The 22916-nt window shown below is 71.1% G+C and carries 18 protein-coding genes and 1 tRNA gene; 13 read left to right on the top strand and 6 right to left on the bottom strand.

The genetic code is table 11. The features are described from left to right. Positions 1-15 precede the first annotated feature (15 nt). The 3 genes from KBX08_RS03050 (at position 16) to KBX08_RS03040 (ending at position 1313) form a co-directional block, all read left to right on the top strand. Entirely contained in the window at positions 16-612 is a 597-nt protein-coding gene (locus KBX08_RS03050; protein WP_210780977.1) for an HNH endonuclease, read from the top strand. Then, positions 603-676: transfer RNA gene (locus KBX08_RS03045), tRNA-Leu, on the top strand. The genes KBX08_RS03050 and KBX08_RS03045 overlap by 10 nt, the downstream gene beginning before the upstream one ends. Before the next feature lie 109 nt (positions 677-785). Continuing rightward, on the top strand, positions 786-1313 hold the full coding sequence (locus KBX08_RS03040) for a GNAT family N-acetyltransferase (RefSeq protein WP_210780976.1): 528 nt from the start codon (positions 786-788) through the stop codon (positions 1311-1313). A gap of 4 nt (positions 1314-1317) precedes the next feature. Here KBX08_RS03040 and KBX08_RS03035 read toward each other — a convergent pair whose 3' ends face one another. From KBX08_RS03035 to KBX08_RS03025, 3 genes are all read right to left on the bottom strand, one after another. Continuing rightward, positions 1318-2301, bottom strand: a complete 984-nt coding sequence (locus KBX08_RS03035; protein WP_210780975.1) for an expansin EXLX1 family cellulose-binding protein — start codon at positions 2299-2301, stop codon at positions 1318-1320. Positions 2302-2412: 111 nt separating this feature from the next. After that, positions 2413-3231, bottom strand: coding sequence for an MOSC domain-containing protein (locus tag KBX08_RS03030; RefSeq protein ID WP_210780974.1), 819 nt, complete (start codon positions 3229-3231; stop codon positions 2413-2415). 4 nt (positions 3232-3235) lie between these two features. Then, positions 3236-4069: an O-methyltransferase gene (locus KBX08_RS03025; protein WP_210780973.1), complete on the bottom strand. Its 834-nt coding sequence runs from the start codon at positions 4067-4069 to the stop codon at positions 3236-3238. 239 nt (positions 4070-4308) lie between these two features. Between KBX08_RS03025 and KBX08_RS03020 the strand changes: the two genes are divergently transcribed. The 6 genes from KBX08_RS03020 (at position 4309) to KBX08_RS34570 (ending at position 11936) form a co-directional block, all read left to right on the top strand. Further along, positions 4309-5382, top strand: coding sequence for an LCP family protein (locus tag KBX08_RS03020; protein ID WP_210781121.1), 1074 nt, complete (start codon positions 4309-4311; stop codon positions 5380-5382). A 441-nt stretch (positions 5383-5823) separates the two neighbouring features. Further along, on the top strand, positions 5824-7110 hold the full coding sequence (locus KBX08_RS03015) for a sugar transferase (protein WP_247668781.1): 1287 nt from the start codon (positions 5824-5826) through the stop codon (positions 7108-7110). Positions 7111-7200: 90 nt separating this feature from the next. After that, entirely contained in the window at positions 7201-8166 is a 966-nt protein-coding gene (locus KBX08_RS03010) for a glycosyltransferase family A protein (protein WP_210780971.1), read from the top strand. After that, entirely contained in the window at positions 8166-9233 is a 1068-nt protein-coding gene (locus tag KBX08_RS03005; RefSeq protein ID WP_210780970.1) for a glycosyltransferase, read from the top strand. Before KBX08_RS03010 ends, KBX08_RS03005 begins: the two co-directional genes overlap by 1 nt. Then, entirely contained in the window at positions 9230-10591 is a 1362-nt protein-coding gene (locus tag KBX08_RS03000; protein WP_210780969.1) for a lipopolysaccharide biosynthesis protein, read from the top strand. Before KBX08_RS03005 ends, KBX08_RS03000 begins: the two co-directional genes overlap by 4 nt. 1 nt (position 10592) lies before the next feature. Beyond that, positions 10593-11936, top strand: coding sequence for an O-antigen ligase (locus KBX08_RS34570; protein ID WP_210780968.1), 1344 nt, complete (start codon positions 10593-10595; stop codon positions 11934-11936). Here the strand turns inward: KBX08_RS34570 and KBX08_RS02990 are convergent, their stop codons facing one another. Continuing rightward, positions 11937-14075 carry a sialate O-acetylesterase gene (locus tag KBX08_RS02990; protein ID WP_210780967.1) on the bottom strand — a complete coding sequence of 713 codons (2139 nt, stop codon included), beginning with the start codon at positions 14073-14075 and terminating at the stop codon, positions 11937-11939. 181 nt (positions 14076-14256) lie between these two features. Between KBX08_RS02990 and KBX08_RS02985 the strand changes: the two genes are divergently transcribed. After that, entirely contained in the window at positions 14257-15285 is a 1029-nt protein-coding gene (locus tag KBX08_RS02985) for an acyltransferase (RefSeq protein WP_210780966.1), read from the top strand. On the opposite strand, the gene KBX08_RS02980 is transcribed toward KBX08_RS02985, so the two are convergent. Both KBX08_RS02980 and KBX08_RS02975 read right to left on the bottom strand, forming a co-directional pair. Then, positions 15282-17261, bottom strand: a complete 1980-nt coding sequence (locus KBX08_RS02980; protein WP_210780965.1) for a trypsin-like peptidase domain-containing protein — start codon at positions 17259-17261, stop codon at positions 15282-15284. The genes KBX08_RS02985 and KBX08_RS02980 overlap by 4 nt on opposite strands. Positions 17262-17351: 90 nt before the next feature. Beyond that, positions 17352-18962: a DUF6541 family protein gene (locus tag KBX08_RS02975; RefSeq protein ID WP_210780964.1), complete on the bottom strand. Its 1611-nt coding sequence runs from the start codon at positions 18960-18962 to the stop codon at positions 17352-17354. A gap of 132 nt (positions 18963-19094) precedes the next feature. On the opposite strand from KBX08_RS02975, the gene KBX08_RS02970 reads away from it, so the two are divergent. The 3 genes from KBX08_RS02970 to KBX08_RS02960 are packed head-to-tail and all read left to right on the top strand — an operon-like array spanning position 19095 to position 22848. Further along, the gene (locus KBX08_RS02970) at positions 19095-19946 is read left to right on the top strand and encodes a MurR/RpiR family transcriptional regulator (RefSeq protein WP_112582219.1); all 852 of its coding nucleotides are present in this window, start codon (positions 19095-19097) and stop codon (positions 19944-19946) included. Positions 19947-19963: 17 nt separating this feature from the next. Then, a complete protein-coding gene (hutU, locus tag KBX08_RS02965; protein WP_210780963.1) occupies positions 19964-21649 on the top strand; it encodes a urocanate hydratase in 1686 nt (561 codons plus the stop codon). Then, positions 21646-22848, top strand: coding sequence for an allantoate amidohydrolase (locus KBX08_RS02960; RefSeq protein ID WP_210780962.1), 1203 nt, complete (start codon positions 21646-21648; stop codon positions 22846-22848). Before hutU ends, KBX08_RS02960 begins: the two co-directional genes overlap by 4 nt. The last annotated feature ends 68 nt before the right edge of the window (positions 22849-22916 follow it).

Raw genomic sequence — 22916 nt, 5'->3', positions numbered from 1 at the left:
CGCTACGGTCCGTCAGTGGTTCGATACAAGTACACGCCCGAAGCGCTGGCCGCCGCTGCCGCCGTCGCCCGCAACATCACCGAGGTGATGCGGTTGCTCGGCGTACGCGTCAGCGGTGGCTCGCACGCGCACATCAGCCGGCAGCTCAAGAGGTTCGGCATCGACACGTCGCACTTCACTGGCCAGGCACACAATCGAGGCGTGCGTTGGCGGCGCATGTCCCCCACCGAGTTGCTGGTAGTGCTGCCGGCCGGTTCCCGCCGAATCCCGGGGATCCGCCTCAAACGCGCCTTGGCGACAATCGGCCTGCCCGAGACCTGCGAGGTGTGCGGCACCGGGTCAACGTGGCAAGGTGCCAGATTGACGCTGCACGTGGATCACATCAATGGCGATTTTCTCGACAACCGGCCGCGCAACCTTCGCCTACTCTGCCCCAATTGCCACAGCCAGACCTCTACATACGCTGGTCAGCGACGGCCTGCACTCGTGGAGCCCGAGGTGGTCTACGATCCTGATGCGGTTACTCCGACCGGCTTTCCAATAGGCAGGCGACTGCCGCGTCGGCTGGAGTCGCCGTGGACGCTGGTGGAGTACAGCTTCAAGGGGCCGTAGCCCAACGGCAGGAGGCATGCGGTTTAGGTCCGCACCAGTGCGGGTTCGAATCCCGTCGGCCCCACATCGCCATTGAGTCGCGACGGATCCTGGCTCGGTCGGAGCCAGGATCGGCTGTCGGGCGCGTCACTGTCGCGGGTCGTGGGCCTGGTCGTTGGGTCAGGATGGCGAGCGTGAGTCTGCGCTTCGTCCTCGACCCTGACCTGACCCCGCAGCTGCGTGCCGAGATCGTCGACCTCTGGGTGGACGTCAGCAACGCCGGCGGCGCTGTCGGTTTCGTGCCACCGGTCACCGCCACCGACGTGCACGTCACCGCCGATCCGACCTTCGCCGGCATCGCCGACGGACCGGACCGGCTGCTGGTCGGCTACTCCGGGGACCGGTTGGCGGCAATGCTGATCTTCAGTGACAACCGCTTCCCGCTCACGGCGCACTGGTGTGTGCTGAAGCGGGTGATGGTCCACCCGGACACCCAGGGCACCGGCTACGGCTCGGCGCTGATGGTGGAGGCCGCCCGGCTGGGCAGGGCGTTGGGCCATGAGGCGCTGCACGTCACGGTGCGCGACGGCCTGGGGTTGGACAAGTTCTACGGCCGCCTCGGGTACCGGGAGATCGGCCGGCTGCCGGGCGCGTTGCGGGTGGCCCCCGATGACGACCGGGACGAGATTCTGATGTGGCTCGATCTGACGGTGGCCGACTGAGCGGTCAGCCCTCGCACCAGCGGGCGTTGGCGCGGGCCGAGCTGGTGGTCGGCGCGTCGGTGGCCGGAGCGCTCGTCCTCGCCACCTCGACCGAGCGACGGGTCGGCGTCGGCGTGACGGCGGGTCGGCTGCTCGACGGTCGGGCCGACGCGGACGGACGACGTGTGGCGGCTCCGGGTGCGTACATCCGGACCGTGCTGTTCTGTACCTGGCCCGGCGCCATCCGGATGCCCCCGACGGTGACCCGGTTGCCGTAAACGTCGGTGACCCGGACGTTGAACGGGCCCGGCCCGGCGCCGGAGGCGATCAGCCAGTAGTTGTAGTCCTGCCGGGCGGCCGACTGCCAGGGGTCGCTGTCACGCTGCCGGACCTCGACGGACCGCAGCGGGTTGCCGTGGTTGCCGACGCGGACGGCGAACCACCACTGTGACGCGCCCTCCTTGATCCGGAAGGTGAGTGGTCCGGGCAGCGGCGGGTTGACCACCGCACGGTAGGTGACCGGAACGAGACCCTGGACCGGGTCGGCGATCCGGGCGAACGCCTCGCGGGACAGGTCGAGGTGGCCGGGCTCGCACTCCGGGCACTGGTCCATGATGAGCACCCGGACGGTGCCCTTGGGGCCGACGACGTCGAGGAATCCGCCGCAGGCGGCACCGGCGGAGTATTCCGTCGGGCCGAGTGCGACGTAGAGCCGGTTGGCGGGGGCAGCCGGGTTCGAGCAGTTGCCGCCGGCGCCCTTGGAGTCGTAGAAGGTGGCCTTGCCGGTGTGCGTGGCGTTGCCGGTGGGTGGCGCGGCGGCCAGCGTCCGGCCGGCGGCGCAGGCCGGGGTGGAGCCGGAGCGCAGGGTGAGGGTGAGTCCGAGCGTCGCCGCGAGGACTGTGACGCCGGTGGCGACCAGCCAGGGTTTCGCGCCGGACGACGGCGCGGGCCGGTCCTCTGGAGGATGGTCCAGGTCGATGTTGATGTCGACAGCGCTTCCGTCCGTCACGACGGCGATGCTGCCGGACCCGGTCGGGTACCGACAAGCGGGCTAAGCCAAAGCTAAGACAGCATCGACGGACGGTGACCGTGGGGTGCCGATTGCTGGTCGGCGGCCCGGTCAGGGCGCGACGACGATCGGGGCGTGCACCGCCAGCGGTCCGCTGTCGAGCGGCACCAGGTTCAGTCCGAAGAGGAGTTTCTGCTTGACGTTGCGGTGCCGCCCGAGGGTGCGCAGCGGCTCTTTGGTGCGTACCCCGGTCTCCTGGTCGGTGGTGGTCACCACGCAGCGGTCGCACGGCCCGGCGGCCTGGAAATTCCGGTCGCCGATGCGCAGCCGCCGACCCACCCAGTCGTCCTCGGCCCAGGCCGGCGCACCGTCGACGACCAGGTTGGGTCGGAAGCGGGTCATCGGCACCGGTTCCTCGCCCGCCTCGGCCAGCCAGTCGTTGAGGGCGTCGAGGGAGGCGGCGTTCGCCAGCAGCACCGGGTAGGCGTCGGCGAAACTGACCTGGTCACCGGTGTCGTGTTCGCGGGTCCCGGCGGCCAGGTGGCGGGTCGGCTGGGCCAGCCAGACCAGTCGGACCAGTCGGCCGAGCAGGACGCCGAGCCAGTCGTCGGCCGCCTGACCGGCCGGCAGCGCGGGGACCGGGAAGGTGCGGCTGCGGAAGGTACGGACCGCGACCGGTTCGCCGCCGGCCGGCTCGGGCACGTCGAGGTCGGGTTGCCCGTCGGCGCGCAGCGACAGACCCCCGGGGCGCACGGCGGCGCGCAGGGTGACGAGCCGGGCCGTGTCCCGCTGGGTGACGCCGACGCCGTCGGCGTCCACGACCATCCAACGCCGGTCGCCGGCCAGGCCCCACTGGTGCACGAACGCGCCGTCGTGGTCGAGCCGGTGACAGCCCTTGATGGGGTACGTGTGAATCGAGGTCAGCCGCACCCGGCTACCATGCCACGCCGATCCCGTCGCCCGGGTACCAGTGGTTGGCCGGGCTCTCCCGGTAGGCGAGGAACCGCCGGCCGGTGCGTTCGGCGTGCTCGGCGAGCACGTTGGTGCTGGTGACGTTGTCGGTGAGCAGGATCGCGCCGGGGGCGAGCTTCGGCTCCACGGCGTCGAACTCACGCTTCTCGTGGGCGCGGCTGTGGTCGCTGTCGTGCAGGAACAGGTCGACCGGGCGGTCCAGCGCGCCGATCGAGGCGATCGAGTCGCCGATCACCAGGTCGACGACCTCCGACCATGGCGCGACCCGGGCGAGGTAGCCGGCCTCGGGGTTGATGTCCAGGGAGGTGACCCGGCCCGGGTGTCCCTCCTGGGCGTTGCGCAGCAGGGCGGACGCCAGGACGACGCTGCCGAGTCCCTTGTCGACACCGGTCTCGACGACGTGGGTGGGGCGGGTGGCACGGACGATGGCGTACCAGCCGATCCGCCGGGCGTAGCGGATCTCCTTGTCGGCGAGGCCGCGCCGGTCGGAGGCGGCGATCGCCGCCAGGAGGTGCTGGCGCAGGCTGTCGTCCGACTCGATCTCACCGAGGTACGCCCGTACCTGTTTGACCGGGATGTCGCAGACGACGCTGACGAACCAGGAGAGGTGGTTGCGGCTCAACGAGGTGAGGTCGTACGTGTAGTTGTGGTGCTCGCGGGAGGTCAGCAGCCAGCGCGCCGAGCGGCGCAGCACCTTCGCGTCGTGCCGTGCGATCGTGCGAAGCCTCTTGGGAAAGGCGGCAATCGGGGCGAGTGGGGTACGCGCGACGGCCCGTCGGAGCTTGATTCGATCCACGGGTGCCGTTGTAGCAGGGTTCGGGCGGCAGCGGGAGGGTCCTCGCGAAAGCCGATGGTCACGGTGTTTCCGCCCTCATGCCGGGGCAGCAGAATAGGGCCTTGAAAGCGCTCCCGGGCCGGCGTTACCGGCAGTCCGTCCGAACGCAGGGGCGGGTTCGCCACGCCGGTCGGCAGGCATGCGATACCCGAAAGGACGAGGGTGCACGTCAGGCGCACGCAATCAGTAGCATCGCCGGCATGTCTGGTGCTCAGCGGTACACCGATGCCGACACCGAGTTCGTCGATCCACATTCAGTCGATCCGCACGAGGATGTCCCGGCCGGGGGCAAGCGGCGACGTCGTGGCCCTCGCTGGCGTCGCGTCCTCGTCATCTGCCTGGTAGTCGCAGCGATCCTGGGCGGCGGCAGCATGATCGGTGGTGCCCTCTATCTCCGCTCGGTCGAGAAGGACATCGACCGGGTGGACGCCTTCGCCGACGTGCCCGAGGAGGGGCGTCCGCAGGCGGTGGCAAACGGTGCGATGAACATCCTGATCCTGGGAAGCGATTCCCGCGACCCGGAGAGCACGGGCGGCTCGCGCACGGACACCATCATCGTCGCGCACATCCCGAAGGACCGGGCCAGCGCGCAACTCGTCTCGATCCCTCGGGACACCTGGGTGAACGTGCCGAAGGCCAAGAACGGTCAGAACGGCGGCCGCGATGCGAAGATCAACGCAGCGTACGCCTGGGGTGGCATTCCGCTGATGGTGCAAACAGTCGAATCGTTCACCACGGTGCGAATCGACCACGTCATGATTGTCGACTTCGCCGGCTTCAAGGAAATCATCGACGCCCTGGACGGCGTCAACATCAACGCGGAGAAGTCGTTCACGTCGATCCACCCGCCGTTCCGCAAGTTCGAGCAGGGCATGCAGCGGATGGACGGTGAGACGGCCCTGGACTACTCCCGCCAGCGCAAACAGTTCGCCGACGGCGACTTCGCCCGCATCCGTCACCAACAGCAGGTCATCAAGGCCATCCTCGACAAGGCCGTGTCCGGCGGCATCGTCACCAACCCCGGGCGGCTCAACTCCTTCGTCAAGGCGACCTCGAGCGCAGTGTCGGTGGACGAGAAGATGTCGCTCGTCAGTATGGCGACAGACCTGCGGGGCCTCCGCGGCCGTAATCTCACCTTCGTCACCAGCCCGACGAAGGGCACCGGTCGAGTGGGCAGCGAGAGCGTCGTCTTCGCGAACACCGAGAAGGCAAAGACCTTCTACGATGCCGTGCGCCGGGACTCCGTCGACGAGATTCTCGCCAGCGCCAAGTAACACCCGGGCCGGTGGCTGTTACCGGCCGCTGCCTTGTCTCGAGTTACGGACCGGCCAGGTCAGCCGGCCCTCACGGGGAGGTCCACCATGTCCAATCAGCCCGCCATGTGGCATCGACCTGTACCGGTCGATGACCGCGACGGCAATGCCACCGATGCCCCGGGCGACGGTGAGGGGGACGACGAGGGGAGCCGCGGCGGGAGTCGCCCTCCCGCCTACCAATTCCCCGGTTACCAGCCTGCCGGCTACCAGACTTCCGGTTACCAGACCCCGGCCGTCCCGTCGCCCGCCGACCGGCGCTCGACCCCGCCAGCACCGGCGCCTGCGCCTGCGCCTGCGCCTGCAGAGCACGAGCCTCGCGCCGGCCTGGACACGACCGCTGTCCTGCCGTACGCCGGCTCGCGCGCCTCGACCCGGACCCGGTGGCTGCGGGCCTGGATGATGACCGCGCCGGTCGACGTCCTGGCACTGCTCACGCCCCTGCTTGTCACTCAGCAGTACTGGCGCGGCACCCTGGCCATGACGGTCCTGACCGTCATCATCTTTGCCAGCGGCGGCCTCTACCGGGCGCGACGGCACGTGAGCTTCCTCGACGAGGTGCCGAGCCTCTGCGGGCGCCTGCTGGCCGCGGCGTCCGCGGTGGCCATCGTCGCGGCGATGCGTCACGAATCCGCCGAGTACGTCTTCAGCTTCACCCGCGGTGTCGCCGCGTCGGCGGGGCTGGTCATCCTCGGGCGGGCTGTCACCCGCGAATTCGCCATCGTCGCCCGCAAGCGCCGGTGGGTCGAGCACAACACCATCATCGTCGGCAGTGGCCCCACCGCAGTGGAACTGGCCCGGCTCCTGCGCCGCTACCCCCAGTACGGCCTGCGCTTCGTGGGTTGTGTCGACACCCCGGACGGCCCGTCGGCGCTGCCGCTGATCGGATCCCTCGACGACCTCGACAGTCTCGTACGGCTGCGCGAGTGCGACGTGGTGATCGTCGCGGACGCGAGCTGCTCCGAGACCTCACTCATGGAGATCCTGGCCCGGCCGCGGACGGCGGAGTGCGACCTGTGGGCTGCCACCCCCCTCTGGGGGTCCCGTTCGCACGGCGACCACATCGGCGCGGTTCCGGTCGTCAGCATCGGCGACATCACCCTCTCCGGCCCACAGTCCGCGCTCAAGCGCGCGTCGGACATCGCGTTCGCCTCGGTGGCGCTGCTCCTGCTGAGCCCGGTGCTCCTCATCTGCGCGGTCGCCACGCTCATCGACGGTGGCCCCGGCATCTTCTTCTACCAGGAGCGCATCGGTCGGCACGGCCGACCTTTCAACATCATCAAGTTCCGGTCCATGCGCCCCGTCGACGAGCACGAGTCGCAGACCAACTGGTCCATCGCCAACGACCGGCGGGTGGGGCCGATCGGTCGGATCATGCGCAGGACCTCCCTCGACGAGCTTCCGCAGCTCTGGAACATCCTCCGTGGCGACATGAGCGTGGTCGGCCCCCGACCCGAGCGTCCCTACTTCGTCGAGAAGTTCTCGGCCGAATACCCCCAGTACGCGATGCGCCACCGCGTCCCGGTCGGGCTCACCGGCTTGGCGCAGGTCAGCGGGTTGCGCGGCGACACCCCGATTTCCGACCGGGCCCGCTTCGACAACTTCTACATCGAGAACTGGTCCCTCTGGCTCGACGTCAAGGTGGTGCTCCGTACGGTGACCGAGGTGTTCCGCGCCGGCGGCCGCTGATCCGCCCACGCACCGGCACTCCGCCGGGTACGGCCACGGCCGTACCCGGCGGCGGTGTGCCGGGCGTACCCCCAACGCATGGAGAACGCAATGCCGAACGTATCCGTCGTGATCCCCACCACGGGCCGCCCCAGCATCGCCGACGCGGTGCTCTCCGCCCGATCCCAGCAGGGCGCATCCGTACACATCGTGGTCGTCTGTGACACCCCGGAGGTGCCGCAGACGGTGCGGAACCTGGGACAGCACATCGACCGGGTGGTCTGCACCGGCGGCGGCCGACGCGGGTCGTACGCCCGCAACCTCGGCGTCACCCACGCCATCCCGGGCAGCCACGTCGCGTTCCTCGACGACGACGACACCTGGCTGCCGACCAAGCTGGCGGCACAGGTGCCCGCGCTCGAGCGGGTCGCGGCGGCCGGGTTCCGCCCCGTCGTGTCATCCCGGATCCTGCAACGCAAGGACGGCGCCGAGCCGCTGCCGACACCGGCCCCCGCCGAGGTGATCCCCGACGGCATGCTGCCGGAGGACTACCTGTTCCGCCGCCGTCACCTCGGCATCGGTCGGCAGTCGCTGCCCACGTCGACGCTCCTGACCACGTACGAGTTGGCGACCGAGTGCCGCTGGGACGAGACGCTCCCCCGGCACCAGGACTGGGACTGGCTGGTCCGGGTCGCCCGGCTGCCCCGGGTGAAGATCGTCCAGGTGGAGGAGGCGACGGCCGTCTACACGGTGGGCAGCCCCGGGTCGATCTCGGCCGGCGCGGACTGGCGTACCTCGTGGCACTGGGCCCAGCGCTGGGAGGGAGTGTGGGCGCCGGGGACCTTCTCGGACTTCATCGCGGCCCAGACCCTCCGCTACGCTCTGCAGGCCCGAGACCGGGAGGGCGTGCGGGAGATGGTGCGGGCGATCCGCCGCAACTCACCTCCGTCCGCCCGGAACGCGGTGCTGGCGGCGCTCGGGCTGGTACCCCGGTCGACCCTGGAACGGGTCGCCATGCGCAAGTCGAAGGCCCCCAGCAGCCCCACTCGACCGCTTGAGACCGAACGGCCACACTGATGCGTCTGCACTTCGTACTGCCGCAGCTCGAACCGCTCTACGGCATGGAACTGGCGGCGGCGCTGCTGATCCGTGGCCTCCAGGCCCGGGGCGTCGAGGTCTCGGCAACCGTCGTCTCCCGGGGGGTTCCCGCCGAACTGGCCGACCTGGCCGTCGACACCCTGGGCCTCGGTTCCCGGATCACCCGGTTGATGGAGTCTGTCCCGCCGCTGCGGCGGCGCCTGCAGAACCTGGCACCGGACGTCCAGATCGTGGCCAGCGGTCTGTGGGGCAGCGTGCCCGTCGGTGCCGCTCTCGCCGGGTCCGGCCGCAGCTACGTCGCCTGGGAGCACTCCCTGCTGCCGGAACGTCTGCGGATCGACCGACGGGTGCGCACGCTCGCCCGGTTCTCGCGGCTCAAGGGTCTGCGTCCACGGCTCGTCGTCGCCGTCTCCAACGGTGTCGCCCGCACGGTCCAGCAGTTGGCGCCGGGGCAGCCGGTGGTCACCATCACCAACCCGATGCCACCTCGGCCCTTCGTCGCACCGCGCGAGGTGGTGGACCACCGGCGGATCAACCTCCTCACCACGGCCGCCTTCCGCCCGTACAAGAACCACTCCTGCGCCATCTCCGCGCTGGCCCTGCTGCCGGAGGCGTACCACCTCACGCTCGCCGGCGACGGCGAGGAGCGGGATCTGCTGCACGCGAAGGCCCAGGAACTGGGTGTGCAACACCGGACCTCGTTCCTCGGACGGGTGCCGGGTGTCGCCCAGCTACTTGCCGAAGCGGATCTCCTGGTCCACCCGTCTCGTGCGGAGACCTTCGGGTTCAGCCTGGTCGAGGCCGCCGAGGCGGGCCTGCCGGTGGCGGCCCTCCCGGTGCCCGCGCTGGACGAGATGATCCCGACCTTCGTGCCTGGCGCGTTGGCGGCGGACACGTCGCCGGCCGCCCTCGCGGACGCGGTGCTCCGGCTGACCGGTGCCCAGCGGCCGACACTGGCCGACTTCGAGAAGTCCTGGCACGCCCGCTGCGCGGCACTGGATCCCGCCGAGGTCGGCCGCCAGTGGGTGGAGGCGTTGAACCGGTGAGTACGCCCTCCGGCGCGGTCGGCTCCGTAGAGCCGACCGCACCGCGGCCACGGTCGCATCGGCGTCCCCCGAGCGGACGCGACACCTTCCTGAAGCGGTCCGGGAAGTTCTTCACCGGCACACTGCTACGGACCCTCGCGCAGGGCGTGCTCTTCGTCCTGCTGGCCCGAGAGATGTCGATCGACACCTACGGGCTCTTCGTCGGCGTCACCGCCCTCGTCGCCGTGGTCTCCCCGTTCGCGTCCGCCGGCGCACCGAGTCTGATCTTCCAGAGCTACGCCGAGGCCCCCGGCGAGTGGGCCCGCCACCTCACGCGGGGCCTGGTCCTGACCGTCGTCTTCGGTGTGGGCGCGACCGTGGTGGTGAGCGCGGCCGGGGTGGCGATCTGGGGTAGCGAGATCGGTGCTGTCGACATGCTCTGCCTCGCTGCCGCCGACCTGGTGGCCTGGCGGCTCATCGAGGCCGTGGCCGCGTCGGTGCAGGCCCGGGGCAAGGTCTTCGTCGCGTCGGTCATCCCCGCCCTGCTGCACGTGTTCCGGCTGGTCGGCGCACTGGTCCTCGCCGCGGCGGACGAGCCGATCTCCCTTCGGAACTGGGCTCTCACCGCGCTGGCGGTCTCCGTCGTGGTCTGCCTGCTGACTACCTGGTACGGATTGCGCGGCGGCGGAGGCGGTTCCTGGTCCGTCGGGCCGGCGCTCAACCAGGCCCGCAGCGGACTGCTGTTCGCCGTCGGCCTCTCCGCCCAGACGGTCTACAACGACATCGACAAGGTCATGCTGTCCCGGATCGGCACCACCGAGGCGGCGGCGATCTACGCGGCGGCCTACCGGGTGGTGGACTTCGCGTACACGCCGGCCCGGTCGATGTCGGCGGTCGCCTACCCCCGCTTCTTCGAGGTCGGCCGCGAGGGACCCCGGGCGGCGCTCGGGCTCGCCCGTCGCCTTCTGCCTCGCTTCCTGATGTTCAGCGTGCCGAGCAGCCTGCTGCTGGTCGCGATGGCCTGGACCATGCCGCTGATCTTCGGACCCGAGTACGAGGCGGCGACCCTGGCGCTGCAGGGCCTCAGCGCGATCCTGGTGCTGAAGTCGATCCACTACCTGGCCGCGGACGCCCTCTCTGGAAGCCGACTCCAGGGCCGTCGTACGGTGTGCCAGATCGCGGTGGGCGTCGTCAACGCGGGGCTCAACGTGTGGCTCATCCCCGCTTACGGATGGCAGGGCGCGGTCGTGTCGAGCCTCCTGTGCGACGCTCTGCTCGGCATGCTGCTGTGGGGGTGCCTCGTCATCGCCCTGCGGCGACACCCGCACCGCGATGCCGTCGTCGAACCGGCAGCGGTACCTGACCGAGAAAGGGTCTGACGTGACCACCATCTTCGGTGTCCTACTGACCGTCGGTGGCGTAGCGGTGGCTCTGTGGTTGATCCGAACACGGCGGTCCGTCGCCACCGCATTCGGCGACCCCGCATCGGCGGTCGCCCTGGTCGGATTCGCGGTGCTCACCAACGCGGCCCCGGCGCTCGCCGGCAGCCACAGCTCGATGCTGATCGGCGTGCTGGTGGTCGCCCTGCTGGGCTGGCTGGTGCTCTCTGGCCGTGGTGTCCTCCGCGGCCCGTCCGACCTGTGGCTCCGGATCTCGCTGGCGATGGCCGGCGGCCTGCTCGTCTGGTGCGCCTTCATCGACGTCGTCACCGGCACCGGGATCTACGGGTCGCGGTTGCCGGCGTACGGGGCAGCCGGGCTCCTGCTGATCGCCCTCTGGATGATGGCCGCCCGCACCACCGTCAGCGTGCGGGCGATGGCCTACACCGGGCTGGCGGTCCTGGCGCTGCTGACCATTCCGACCGCTGTGTACGGGCAGGCGTGGCGGGCGTGCACCGGCGGGAAGCTGGAGAAGTGCTCTCTGGCCGGTGCGCTGTTCAAGAGCTTCTACAACTCCGAGAACTACGCGGCGATGCTGGCGTCGTTCACCCTGGTCGCCGCGTTCTGCGCGATGCGCCGCGTCGAACTGGTGGCGACGGCGTCGTTCTGCCTGCTGGTGATCGTCGCCACCGGCTCCCGCACCAGCTACCTGGCTGTCGGCGCGGTAGCCGTCTGGATGCTGGGCGCACTGCTCGTGCAGCGTCTGCGACCGAGCCCGCGGATCCCCTTCGCGCTCTGCGTGGCGCTCGTCGTCGGCGCACTGACAGCCGCCACATATTTGATGTGGAGCGCGTCGAAGACCACGCTGAGCAACCGCGGCAACATCTGGGTTGCCGCCCGCGAGTACCTCAGCGGCCGGGAGGCCGTCGGCGTGGGCGTCTCGAAGTGGTACTACCTGCAGGACATCGAGAAGGCACCGACCCACTTCTTCCACTCCGGGTACGTTCTGGTCATCTTCTCCGGCGGGCTGATCGCGCTGACCCTGTTCGGTCTGTGGATGGCCACCCTGCTGCACCGCAGTGTCGAGGACGGGCACGCCTTCACCGCCAAGGCACCGGTGGTGCTCCTCGTCGTCTACTCGTTCACCGAGGTCGTCTGGAACCCGCTGTCGGTGGACGGGCTGACCTGGATCGTCGTGCTGCTGGCCCTCACCGTGTCGGCGTCCGCCGCCCCGGCCCGCACCCCGGCACCGGGACCGGTGGATTTGGCGGAGCGTCCAGTTCGGTTCGCCACCCTCAAAAGGTTGACGGGACGGCACGACGCCGCCGCCGTCGCGCCGTGGTGACTAGGCGGCACCGATCGGCAGGCCCTTGAAGGCCAGCAGACCGACCCCGGTGGCGTTGACGCACCAGGGCCCGGCGTCGCCCCGGTAACTCAGCCCGGTTGCGCCGTCGGCCGGGCCGGACAGGCTCAGCACGAGCCGCCCGCCCTCGCGGTACTCGACGCCGGTGACGGTGGCGGTGCTGCCGTCGATCGTGAAGTCGGTGCCCGCGCCAGCCCGGACGGTCAGCGGGTCAACGCTACGGAGCTGAACCACCACCTGGGTACGCCGAGCGTCGGTGAAGGCGGCCGACCGAGGGTTCGGGGCAGACACGCCCCCGCCGGGGCCGCGGTGGATGTCGCGGGCCAACACGGCGAACGCCTGATCGCCCAACTCGCGGTAGCCCTCTTCCCAGGCGAAGTGGCACGCCTCCCGGCCGGTCAGAGCGCTGGTGGACAGCAGCGTCACCTTGAGAGTGTCGGCCATCCGCCGTTGCGCCTCACGCAGCGGGCCGGCGGAGGTGTTTCCGCACGGTGAGCTGCCGACCTGGACGACGTAGTACCGGGTGCCTCCGTCGACCCGGAAGCCCACCTCCCGGCGCCAGTCGGTCAACAGCGCGGTGAACCCGGCGACATGCCCGGTGGCGTCGTTGTTGTCGGCCTCGCCCTGGTACCAGAACACCGCCCGGACCTCGCCGATGACGTTGGCGGCGGTGAGTCGTTGCCGCAAGCGGCCGTAGTTGGTGCGCAGGTCACCGGGGTTGCCGTCGTTGCGTTGGAAGAACGACACGACCTTGCTGTTTTCCGCGCCGTTGATCACGGCTACCGGCACCTGGTAGGTGTCCATGAGTCGGTGGGCCGCGCGAATCCCCCACTGGCCGACGGAGCCGGGCTGCCGGACCGTACCCGAGACGGCGTAGTTCCAGGTACGGTCCGCGCCGGAGAGGACCCGGTCCCCGGTCGTCGAGCCGAAACTGCGGACGTACGGGGACTCCTCGCCGATCGACGATCCCCGGTAACTGGCCGCCACCGCGTTGGACTGGCCCTGGATGACGTACACGTCACCGGACACCACGCCCTCCCACAGGGCGGCCCGTCGGGCAACGCCGTCGCCGAGCACGTGCAACTCGAATCGGTACTCCCGCAGCGCGGCGGTGATCCGCTGCCGGAACGCGAAGTCCCCGCCGGCCCCGACGGGCACCGTCTCGTCCCAGGCGTCAGCCCCGCTGACGACCTTGAGGCGTACGGCCTTGACCCGTGGGTCGGTCGCCTTGCCGGCCACCGGCACGACCGCGCCGCCGGCCGCGTCCCGGGGGTACAACTGCCGATCCCGAGGGTGTTGGCCGACGGTGAGGACCGAGGCGCGGGCGTAGACCGTCAGCCGACGCTGGGTGTACGTGCCGGCGTTACCGGCGGCCGTCCAGTCGGGCTGACCGGTGGGGGCGGTCCCGATGCCCACCGACAGCGGCTGGACGTCCGAGGTGAAGCCATTGACCGCGAGAACCGTCTGCGGAGCCGCCGTGGCCGGGCGGGTGGCCGCGATCGTGTGGACCTGGAAAGAGCCGTACCCGATCGACGAGTAAACGTCGTCGTCGGCGTCGAACCGGTCGGCGGCGGCACCGGGGACCTGGCCGGAGTTGACCGGCCCGTACTTGTTCGGCCACATCTCCAGATAGCCGGTGAGACCGGTGCCGGTGGCCAGGCCCGGCGCGTTGGTGGCGACCTCCAGATCGGCGATCCGTTGCCGGACGATCTGACCGGCCCGGGTCGGTGGGCCGAGGCGTCGGGCGTCGGTCGTGAACGGCGACATGGCGGTCCACACCCACTGCGTACCGGTGGGGCTGGTCAACTCCAGGCAGTAGCCGATCCGGTCGAACCCGCGGGCCACAGTGCCGGCCCTGTCGAACGAGAGGGCAAGCGGCCTCTTGGGGTCGTTCCGCTCGGGCAGGTCGAGGGCGCTGACCGGGGTGAAGCCGGCCATACCGTGCGCGTTGGCGGCACAGGTGGTGCCGTCTATCGGCGCGACGGGCGGCGGGGTGTCCACGTCGGCGGCCGACCAGGCCGCGTCCGGTGCGCCGGTCCTCGACGGCGACCAGCCGAGCAGGGGGACGGCCGCCAGGAGCAGGACGACCACCCCGAAGCCGATCCAGGCCGGTCGGGGCACCGATCGGAGGCGGGCCCACGGAGGGTGGGGACGAGACACCCGGGAAACCTCCACAGTGTGGGCAGCGTGTCGTGCCCAGATTAGGCGATGCGCCATACCCGACGACGCCGGCACGACCTCCGGCCGAACCGGTGCCGATCCGGGGCGTAGGTCGGCCCCGCTGTCTGAAATGATGCCCGCCATGGCCGCAACGAGCACGACAACGGCGGCGGGTAACCGCTCCGCCGGTGTCGACCTCCTCCGGATTGTCGGAATCGCCGCGGTTGTCGCGGGCCACGTCTGGAGCGACAGCCTGACCCGCGCGTCCATCTACACCTGGCACGTGCCCGTGTTCTTCGTCCTGACCGGCTACTTCTGGTCGCCCGGTCGACCGCTCGGCGGGGAGTTGCGCAAGCGGTGGACGACCCTGGGCGTGCCCTACGTGGTGTGGTTCCTCATCCTGGTAGCGGCACTGCTCGCAGCGGACGCCGCGACAGGCCAGGTCGCACCGGGCACCATCGGTGACGCGCTCTACGGCGGCACGGCTGCGGTCCGACCGTTCTCCGCTTTCTGGTTCGTCTCGGTGCTCTTCATCGCGGCGGTCGCGTTCCGGTGGCTGGAGCGGTTCCCCGCCGCGGTGGCCTGGACGGTCGCGGTGGTCGGCCTGGTCACCGCGTACCTTGCGCCCGGCGTTGTCACCGCCGGCCCGCTCGGGCTCTTCCTGGTCCCGGCGTGCCTGGTCTTCGTGCTGGCGGGGCGGTTGCTGCGGCGACTCCGTCCGCGCCTTCCAGCCAGCGCCGGTGCGGCGTCACTCTCGATCGGCGTCGGCTTCGTGCTGCTCGGCCTCAACCGGGACCTGGACCTCAAGGCCGGCGACTTCGGCTCCCCGGTGCTGGGGGTGCTGACCGCGATCCTGATCAGCGTCGGCCTCATCCGGCTCGCGGAGGAACTCGACCTGCGCATCGGCGCGCGGGCGTCGGGGGTGATCAGTCGACTGGCCGGTTGCGGCATCGCCGTCGTGCTCAGTCACGCAGGCATCCTGTGGGTGCTGAAGACGCCCAGGTCCGGTGGGGTGGTCGACCTGGGCGCCGCTCTCGTGGTCCCCTGGGCGTTCGCGTGGATCGTCATCAGCACGCCGCTGGGGCCGTGGTTGACCGGCACCCGGATCGGCGGGTCCGCGCGGGCCGCCAGCAGCGTGGCTTCTCGGCCAGGCGCCGCGCAGACGCACTAGAAACGGCTGTTGCGCCGCCGCGCCAGGAGCATCGCCACCGCCACCACGATGGCCACCGCGAGCGCGCCTCCGGCTGCGGCGATCACCGGCACGGCCCAGCTCGACCCGCCTGAATCGCCGGACCCCCGGCTGTCGACGGCCGCCTGTCGATACGACTGGGCCAGCAGGTTGGTCGGGGAGTTCCGCGCGGCCTCGTCGAATCGGGCGATGGCTGTCGACTCGTCTCCGGCGAAGTACGCGTCGAGGCCGCTGCGGTACTGGTTGTCGGCCTTGCCGAGCGCGTTCGTGACGCCGGCAGCTTGGAGTAGGGCGGTCATGGCGGAGACCGGCACGACGAGGCGGTTCGCCTTGTCGGGCCGCAGAACGTCGTTGTCCAGCATGCCGACCACCCGGCCGCTCGGGTCGATGGCGATCCCGCCTCGTGAATAGAGCCCGAGATCCTCATTGATCCGGTACGGGTTCAGCGGAGTCGAGGAGTCGATCCCGGTCACTGTCACCGTCTTCGACACCACCGTGTAGGTGGCGGCGCGGAAGCTGGTGTCGGTGGTGCCATAGCCCAGCACGAGCAGTGACGTATCGGGGCTGACGCTGGCCGACGTGTTCAGCTCCGACGTGGGCAGGTTCTTCTGCTCCAGCTTGATCAGGGCGACGTTCCCCGCCTCGATCGGGAGGGCCCGGACGACGGTGCCGGCAATCGCCGGGCTGTCCGTCACCTCGCCCTTGGCGATGTTGAGCTGCCCGTACAGCCGGGTCTCCGGCTGATCGCCGGCATTCGCGCCGGTCAGGACCGAGGTGCTCAACCGGCTGCGGGTGTAGGTGCTGATGTCCTTGGCTTGCAGGCTGCCCTCGGCGACGAGCCGGTTCGCCACGGCGTTCAGGGCACCCCCGACCAGGACGTCCGGGGTGGGCTGCACGCACTGGCTGTTGCTGAGGACGTACCCCTCGTGTTGAACGACCACGCCACTACAGCGCCGGCTGAAGGTCACCGGGGCCTTGTCCAGCAGGGCGCCACCGGCCTTGTTGCGGACGTACCCGGTGAACATGACCTCCACGAAGACCATTGACGGACCGGCGACGGCCAGTGCGCGCTCCTCGGGGCTGCGCAGGGCGGCCTGCGCCCAGGGCTTGAGGCCGGGGGCGAGCGGGGTCGCGGCGGGAAAGCCGCTGGAGGTGGCGGTCGGCGGGGTGTCCGGTTCGTCGGGCTCATCCGAGCTGAGGGCGTAGATGCCGGCGCCGCCACCGACCACTGCCACCAGGGCCAGCGCGGCCACACCGGCCCAGAGGCCGGTACGCCGCTTGGGCGGCGCCGAGGGCTTGATCCGTCGTACCGGGGCGGCGTACGGGTCGAACGGAGGCACGTCGGCCGGTGGGCCCGACACGGTGGCCGGCGTCGGTGCGCCATCGTGGCCGGCCGGCGAGGCGGGTGCGCTCGACGCCGGCGCGGCCGAGACGGGATGGGCCGGCGGTTGGTTCGGGATCGCGGCCGACTGCACCGCCCACGGGGCATGCGGCATGTCGACGACCGGCTGCGGCGCGCCAGAGACCGGCTGCGGCACACCGGACACGGGTTGCGGCACGCCAGAGACCGGCTGCGGCACACCGGACACCGGCTGCGGCACACCGGACACCGGCTGGGGAGGGGCGGAGACGGGTCGGGGGGCGGCGGGCACCGGTTGGTACTCCACGCCGAGCGCGCGGAACAGCTTCTCCGGGGCGGGTCCGGCCTCGGCGGCGTACGCCACCCAGGGCGCGGCGGCCGAGAAGTCGGCGTACGTGATCGGGGGCCCGTCGGGCGACTGGGCGAGCGCGTTCGCGACCTCGGCGAACGCCTCCCGCCAACCGGGGGCGGCGGCAACCGTCGCGTCCAGCACGGCCACGCTCACGAACCGGCCCTGCTCGTCGATGGCGGCCCAGGCCTTGCCCACCGGTGAACCGCCCAGCAAGTGGGTGAACCTGTAGGGGCCTTCCGGCTGCATGCCAACTCCTCCGCTCGACCGCCAGGCGCATGGTACCGACCGGTGCCACAGTCAGTCGCCCGGCGGTCACCCGTCAGCTCGTCGCCGCCGTCACCTTTTGCTGATCACGACCACTGGCTCCGGTCCGGACGTGACGCGTTGCACGTGATAGTCGGCGAGCGCCGCCTGCCACACCGGCTCACTCGGGTGGGTGTACGTGCGGACCAGCCAGACCCGGGTGCCGGGCGGCCGTTTCGCGGCCCGGGCCAGAACCTCGTCGAGTACGTCCTTGATGGACTGCTTGTCGGCGGCGGCGGGTTTCGGGAGGATCACGTCGGCGCGGGTGGGCATGGTGAGGGTCCAACCGACGGTGCCGGTGACCGGCGCGACCAGCTTCAGCGGGTCCTTGTCGGAGTACAGCGTGAACCCGAACCAGGCGGGCCCACTGACCACGACGAGGTCGTGTGGCCCCTTGTGCGCCGCGACGTACCGGGTCGACGATCCGATGTCGGTGATGGCCTGGTGTGCCAGCCAGACCCCGGGTTCGTTGCCGTCCGTGCGGTACCAGCGGTGGTTGACGGCGGCGAAGCTGACGAGCAGGACGGCGCAGGTGACGGCGGCCACCACGCCCGGTGGTAGCCGGGGCAGCCCGCGGCGGACCAGGGCGACGGTCAGGTCGGCCAGACCGATGATGCCGATGCCGGCCACCAGGCCCGCCACCACGATCAGGAAGTGGGACGTGCGCGGGTCGAGCAGCGGGTAGATCCCCGCGACGCCCAGCCCGATGGCCGCCACCGGCAGCAGGAGGACGGCGATCGCCGGGGCGGCGTGTCCGCGTCGGAACAGCGTGAGGACGCCGAGCACGAGGAGGACGGCGAGGATCGACACGGGTGCGCCGAGCATCGGCGACAGGGCCTTGGTCTGCCGCACGAGGTGTGCGGGCAGTTCGGAGACGCTCGGCAGGAAAGCGTCCCAGTAGTCGCGCATGGCATCGCTGTTGCCCCGGGCGGACACTCCGAAGTAGACGGCGGCGACCAGCGCGCCGGCGACCAGACCGGCGACGGTCGCCTCGACCGTCCTCGCCCACTCCCGGCGCACGGCGACGGAGAGCAGCAGCCCGCCGAGTACGCAGACCGCGACGATGGCGGTGGTGTGACTCAGCAGCATGCCCAGGCCCACAGCGGCCACCACCACCGCGAGTCGCCGCCGGGACCAGGAGCGTTCCGTCCAGGTGGCCAGGGCGAGCAGGCAGACCGCCACGGCGGCGTCCGCTGTGTACTGCTTCAGGTCGTGGCGGGTCTGCTGGACCGGCAGGAGCAGGACGGCGATCCCGGTGACGACACCGATGAGGATGCCCCGAGCGCGCTCGGACGCCAGCGAGCGGCCCAGAAGGTAGGCCGCGACGACGGCCAGCAGTTGGAAACCCAGGGGTACGACCCGGAGGTGGTCGATGTCCGGGACCAGGCGGAGCAGGAAACTCCACCCGATCGGGCTCGACGAGGTCGTCACCGGCAGGTCGGCGAGGGGGAAACGGACCGACAGCGCGACCCACGCCTCGTCGCCCCAGTACTGGGCTGTCAGCCAGGACCGGATGTCGTTGACGACGAAGAAGGCCCCGAGAAGGGCGATGACCGGCAGCGTCTCCCCGACCGCCGCCCGGACGCGTCGAGGAGGCGACGGACGAGAGGCGCGAATGGGCGGGGCGTCCTCGACTGCGACCACGGCGCTCCTTCTCGACGACGCGAATCCTGCTCGCGCTGGACGCCCGCATGTTACGAGTCGCGACGGCTGAACGGGGGGCGGGGGTGACCCGAGGTGGTTGTCTATGAAAGTTTCTATGCATAGAGTCAGCTCATGAATGAAGGAGCTGTCGCAGCACCCGCTGACCGGGTGCTCGACCTGTTCCAAGGGGTGCGGCTCACCCCCACCCAGCGCCGAATCGCGCACTGTCTGGTGCAGCACGCCCCCGGCGTGGCATACCTGTCCGCCGCCGAGGTCGCCGAGCTGGCCGGCGTGAGTCAGCCGTCGGTCACCCGGTTCGCCGTCGCGCTCGGCCACGACGGCTACCCGGCGCTGCGCCGCCGGCTGCGGGACCTCACCGGCTCGACTCCGGGCGGATCGACGGACGCCGGCAACGAACTCCAGCAGGCGGTACGCGCGGAGATGGGCAACCTGGACCGACTGGCCGGTCAGCTCGCCGACCGGGACCGGATCGCCGAGACCGGGCGCCTGCTCGCCGAGAGTCGCCCACTGCCGGTGCTCGGCCTGCGCGCCGCCGCGCCGCTGGCCGCGTACTTCGCCTACTTCGCGGCGAAGGTGCACCCGGACGTGCGGGTCCTCGACGACGGCGGCAGCCTGCTCACCGATCGCCTGGAGCAGGCGGCCGAGGCCGGGGCGTCCGCCGTTCTGGCCTTCGTGCTGCCCCGCTACCCCCGGGAGACCCTTGACGCGCTGCGCGACGCCCGCCACGCCGGGTTGACAGTGGTGGCGATCACCGACTCGCCGGTCAGCCCGGCCACCGAGCACGCCGACGTGGTGCTCGCCGCCGCGGTCGGCGCGCAGCTCGTCTTCGACCTGCACACCGCCCCGATGACCCTGGCCATGGTGCTGTTGCAGGCGATCTGCGACGCCACGCCGGCCGACACCCAGCGCCGACTGGAGGCGTTCGAAGCCTCCGCGGCCCGCCGACAGTTGTTCCTCGGTTGACCGGAGGAGAACCAGAGATGACCCGACCCATTCGTGCCGCACGGGGCAGCCAGCTCACCACCCGCGGGTGGCAGCAGGAGGGCGCCCTGCGGATGTTGATGAACAACCTCGACCCCGAGGTGGCCGAACGCCCCGACGACCTGGTGGTCTACGGCGGCACCGGCAAGGCGGCGCGGGACTGGCCGTCGTACCACGCGTTGGTCCGCACGCTGACCGACCTGCGCGAGGACGAGACGATGCTGGTGCAGTCGGGCCGCCCGGTCGGGGTGATGCGCACCCACGAGTGGGCGCCCCGGGTGCTGCTGGCCAACTCGAACCTGGTCGGCGACTGGGCGACCTGGCCGGAGTTCCGCCGCCTCGAACAACTCGGCCTGACCATGTACGGGCAGATGACCGCCGGTTCGTGGATCTACATCGGCACCCAGGGCATCCTCCAGGGCACCTACGAGACGTTCGCGGCGGTGGCCGCCAAGATCGCCGACGCCCGGGGCGACGGGCAGGGGCAGAGCGACAGCACCCTCGCCGGCACGCTGACGCTGACCGCCGGCTGCGGCGGCATGGGCGGCGCGCAGCCACTCGCGGTCACCATGAACGGCGGCGTCTGCCTGATCGTTGACGTGGACCGCACCCGGCTCGACCGTCGGGTGCACGACCGCTACCTGGATGAGGTCGCCGACTCCCTGGACGACGCGATCGCTCGGGTGCGCGCCGCGAAGCGGGAGCGCCGGGCCCTGAGCGTGGGTGTGGTCGGCAACGCCGCCGAGGTCTTCCCGGAGCTGCTCAACCGGGGCGTCGAGATCGACATCGTGACCGACCAGACCAGCGCGCACGACCCACTGGCGTACCTGCCGGTGGGGGTGGAACTGGCCGAGGCCCGGGACTACGCCGCCGCGAAGCCGGCCGAGTTCACCGACCGGGCCCGCGCGTCGATGGCGACGCACGTCGAGGCGATGGTCGGCTTCCTCGACGCCGGCGCCGAGGTTTTCGACTACGGCAACTCCATCCGGGGTGAGGCGCAGCTCGGCGGCTACCAGCGCGCCTTCGACTTCCCGGGCTTCGTGCCCGCGTACATCCGGCCGTTGTTCTGTGAGGGTAGGGGTCCGTTCCGGTGGGCGGCGCTCTCCGGCGACCCGGCCGACATCGCGGCCACCGACCGGGCCATCCTCGACCTGTTCCCGGAGAACGAGTCGCTGGCCCGCTGGATCAAGCTGGCCGGTGAGCGGGTCGCCTTCCAGGGCCTGCCGGCTCGGATCTGCTGGCTCGGTCAGGGCGAACGGGACAGGGCGGGCGTGCGGTTCAACGACATGGTCGCCTCCGGCGAACTCTCCGCCCCGGTGGTGATCGGCCGGGACCACCTGGACACCGGCAGCGTCGCGAGCCCGTACCGGGAGACCGAGGGGATGGCTGACGGCTCCGACGCCATCGCCGACTGGCCGCTGCTCAACGCCCTGGTCAACACGGCCAGCGGGGCTTCCTGGGTGTCCATCCACCACGGCGGCGGGGTGGGCATCGGCCGGTCGATCCACGCCGGGCAGGTGTGCGTGGCCGACGGCACCGCCCTCGCCGGTCAGAAGATCGAGCGGGTGCTCACCAACGACCCGGCGATGGGCGTCATCCGGCACGTCGACGCCGGCTACGAGAGCGCCCGCGAGGTCGCCGACCGCACCGGGGTCCGGGTCCCCATGACCGAGGGAGCCGCATGAGCGACGACCTTTCCGCCCGGTTCCGGGCGCTGTGGGACGAGATCGCGCCGGTCGGACGGGACGCCGACAGCGGCGGCTATCTGCGGTACGCGTTGACCGAGCCGGAGCGGGAGCTGCGCGCCTGGTTCCGGGCGCAGGCCGAGCGCCGTGCCATGCCGGTCACCGAGGACGGCAACGGCAACCTCTTCGCCCACTGGGGTGACCCGGAAGCGTCCGACGCGGTGCTCACCGGCAGCCACTTCGACTCGGTGCCGCACGGCGGGGCGTACGACGGGCCACTCGGCATCGTGAGCGCGTTCCTCGCCGTGGACGAGCTGCGCGCCGCGGGCGTCACCCCCGGCCGGCCGCTGGTGCTGGGTGCCTTCGTCGAGGAGGAGGGAGCGCGCTTCGGCGTACCGTGTCTGGGGTCGCGGCTGCTCACCGGGGCGCTGCCGCCCGAACGCGCGGCCGTCCTGCGCGACGCGGCCGGGGTGAGCTTCGCCGAGGCGCTCGGTGACCGGCCGGCGGGCGCCCGCCCGGAGTTGCTGGGCCGGTTCGGCGCCTTCGTCGAGTTGCACGTCGAACAGGGCCGCGCGCTCGTCGACACGGACGCGCCGGTCGCGGTGGCCAGCGCGATCTGGCCGCACGGCCGGTGGCGCTTCGACGTCGTCGGCGAGGGCAACCACGCGGGCACCACCCGGATGGCCGACCGCCGCGACCCGATGCTGACCTACGCGTTCACGGTCCTGGCGGCCAACAAGGAGGCCCGGCTGCGCGGCGCGCACGCCACAGTGGGCCGGGTCGCCGTCGAACCCAACGCCACGAACGCGATCCCGTCGAAGGTTACCGGCTGGCTGGACGCCCGGGCGGCCGACCCGGAGACGCTGACCGGGCTGGTCGACGCGGTACGCGGCAAGCTCGCCGAGCGGGCCCGCCGCGACGGTACGACGGTGACCGTCACCGAGGAGTCGGCCACCCCGGTGGTCGCCTTCGACGGCGGGCTGGCCAACCGCCTGGCCACACTGCTCGACGCGCCGGTGCTGCCCACCGGCGCGGGGCACGACGCCGGGGTGCTCGCCGCGTACCTGCCCACCGCGATGCTCTTCGTCCGCAACCCGACCGGCGTCTCGCACTCCCCCGCCGAGGCCGCCACCGACGACGACTGCGCGGCCGGGGTACGGGCGCTGGCCCGGGTGCTGGAGGAGCTGACATGCCGGTGAACGACGTCGCGAGCCGCTCCGCGGACGGCACGGAGCTGCGGCGTCGGTGGGTGCGGAGTCTCCGGCGT

This window comes from Micromonospora sp. H61, assembly GCF_018070325.1.
Taxonomy (GTDB): domain Bacteria; phylum Actinomycetota; class Actinomycetes; order Mycobacteriales; family Micromonosporaceae; genus Micromonospora; species Micromonospora salmantinae.
The sequence above is the reverse complement of the archived record's forward strand: the minus strand, read 5'-3'. Positions and strand labels throughout refer to the sequence as shown.

What these genes read in the sequence shown, in the direction of transcription:
- KBX08_RS03020 (WP_210781121.1), top strand. Translation starts at nt 4,309, where the DNA reads ATGTCTGGTGCTCAGCGGTACACCGATGCCGACACCGAGTTCGTCGAT.
- KBX08_RS03015 (WP_247668781.1), top strand. Translation starts at nt 5,824, where the DNA reads ATGACCGCGCCGGTCGACGTCCTGGCACTGCTCACGCCCCTGCTTGTC.
- KBX08_RS03010 (WP_210780971.1), top strand. Translation starts at nt 7,201, where the DNA reads ATGCCGAACGTATCCGTCGTGATCCCCACCACGGGCCGCCCCAGCATC.
- KBX08_RS03005 (WP_210780970.1), top strand. Translation starts at nt 8,166, where the DNA reads ATGCGTCTGCACTTCGTACTGCCGCAGCTCGAACCGCTCTACGGCATG.
- KBX08_RS02985 (WP_210780966.1), top strand. Translation starts at nt 14,257, where the DNA reads ATGGCCGCAACGAGCACGACAACGGCGGCGGGTAACCGCTCCGCCGGT.
- KBX08_RS02980 (WP_210780965.1), bottom strand. Translation starts at nt 17,261, where the DNA reads ATGCAGCCGGAAGGCCCCTACAGGTTCACCCACTTGCTGGGCGGTTCA.
- KBX08_RS02970 (WP_112582219.1), top strand. Translation starts at nt 19,095, where the DNA reads ATGAATGAAGGAGCTGTCGCAGCACCCGCTGACCGGGTGCTCGACCTG.
- hutU (WP_210780963.1), top strand. Translation starts at nt 19,964, where the DNA reads ATGACCCGACCCATTCGTGCCGCACGGGGCAGCCAGCTCACCACCCGC.
- KBX08_RS02960 (WP_210780962.1), top strand. Translation starts at nt 21,646, where the DNA reads ATGAGCGACGACCTTTCCGCCCGGTTCCGGGCGCTGTGGGACGAGATC.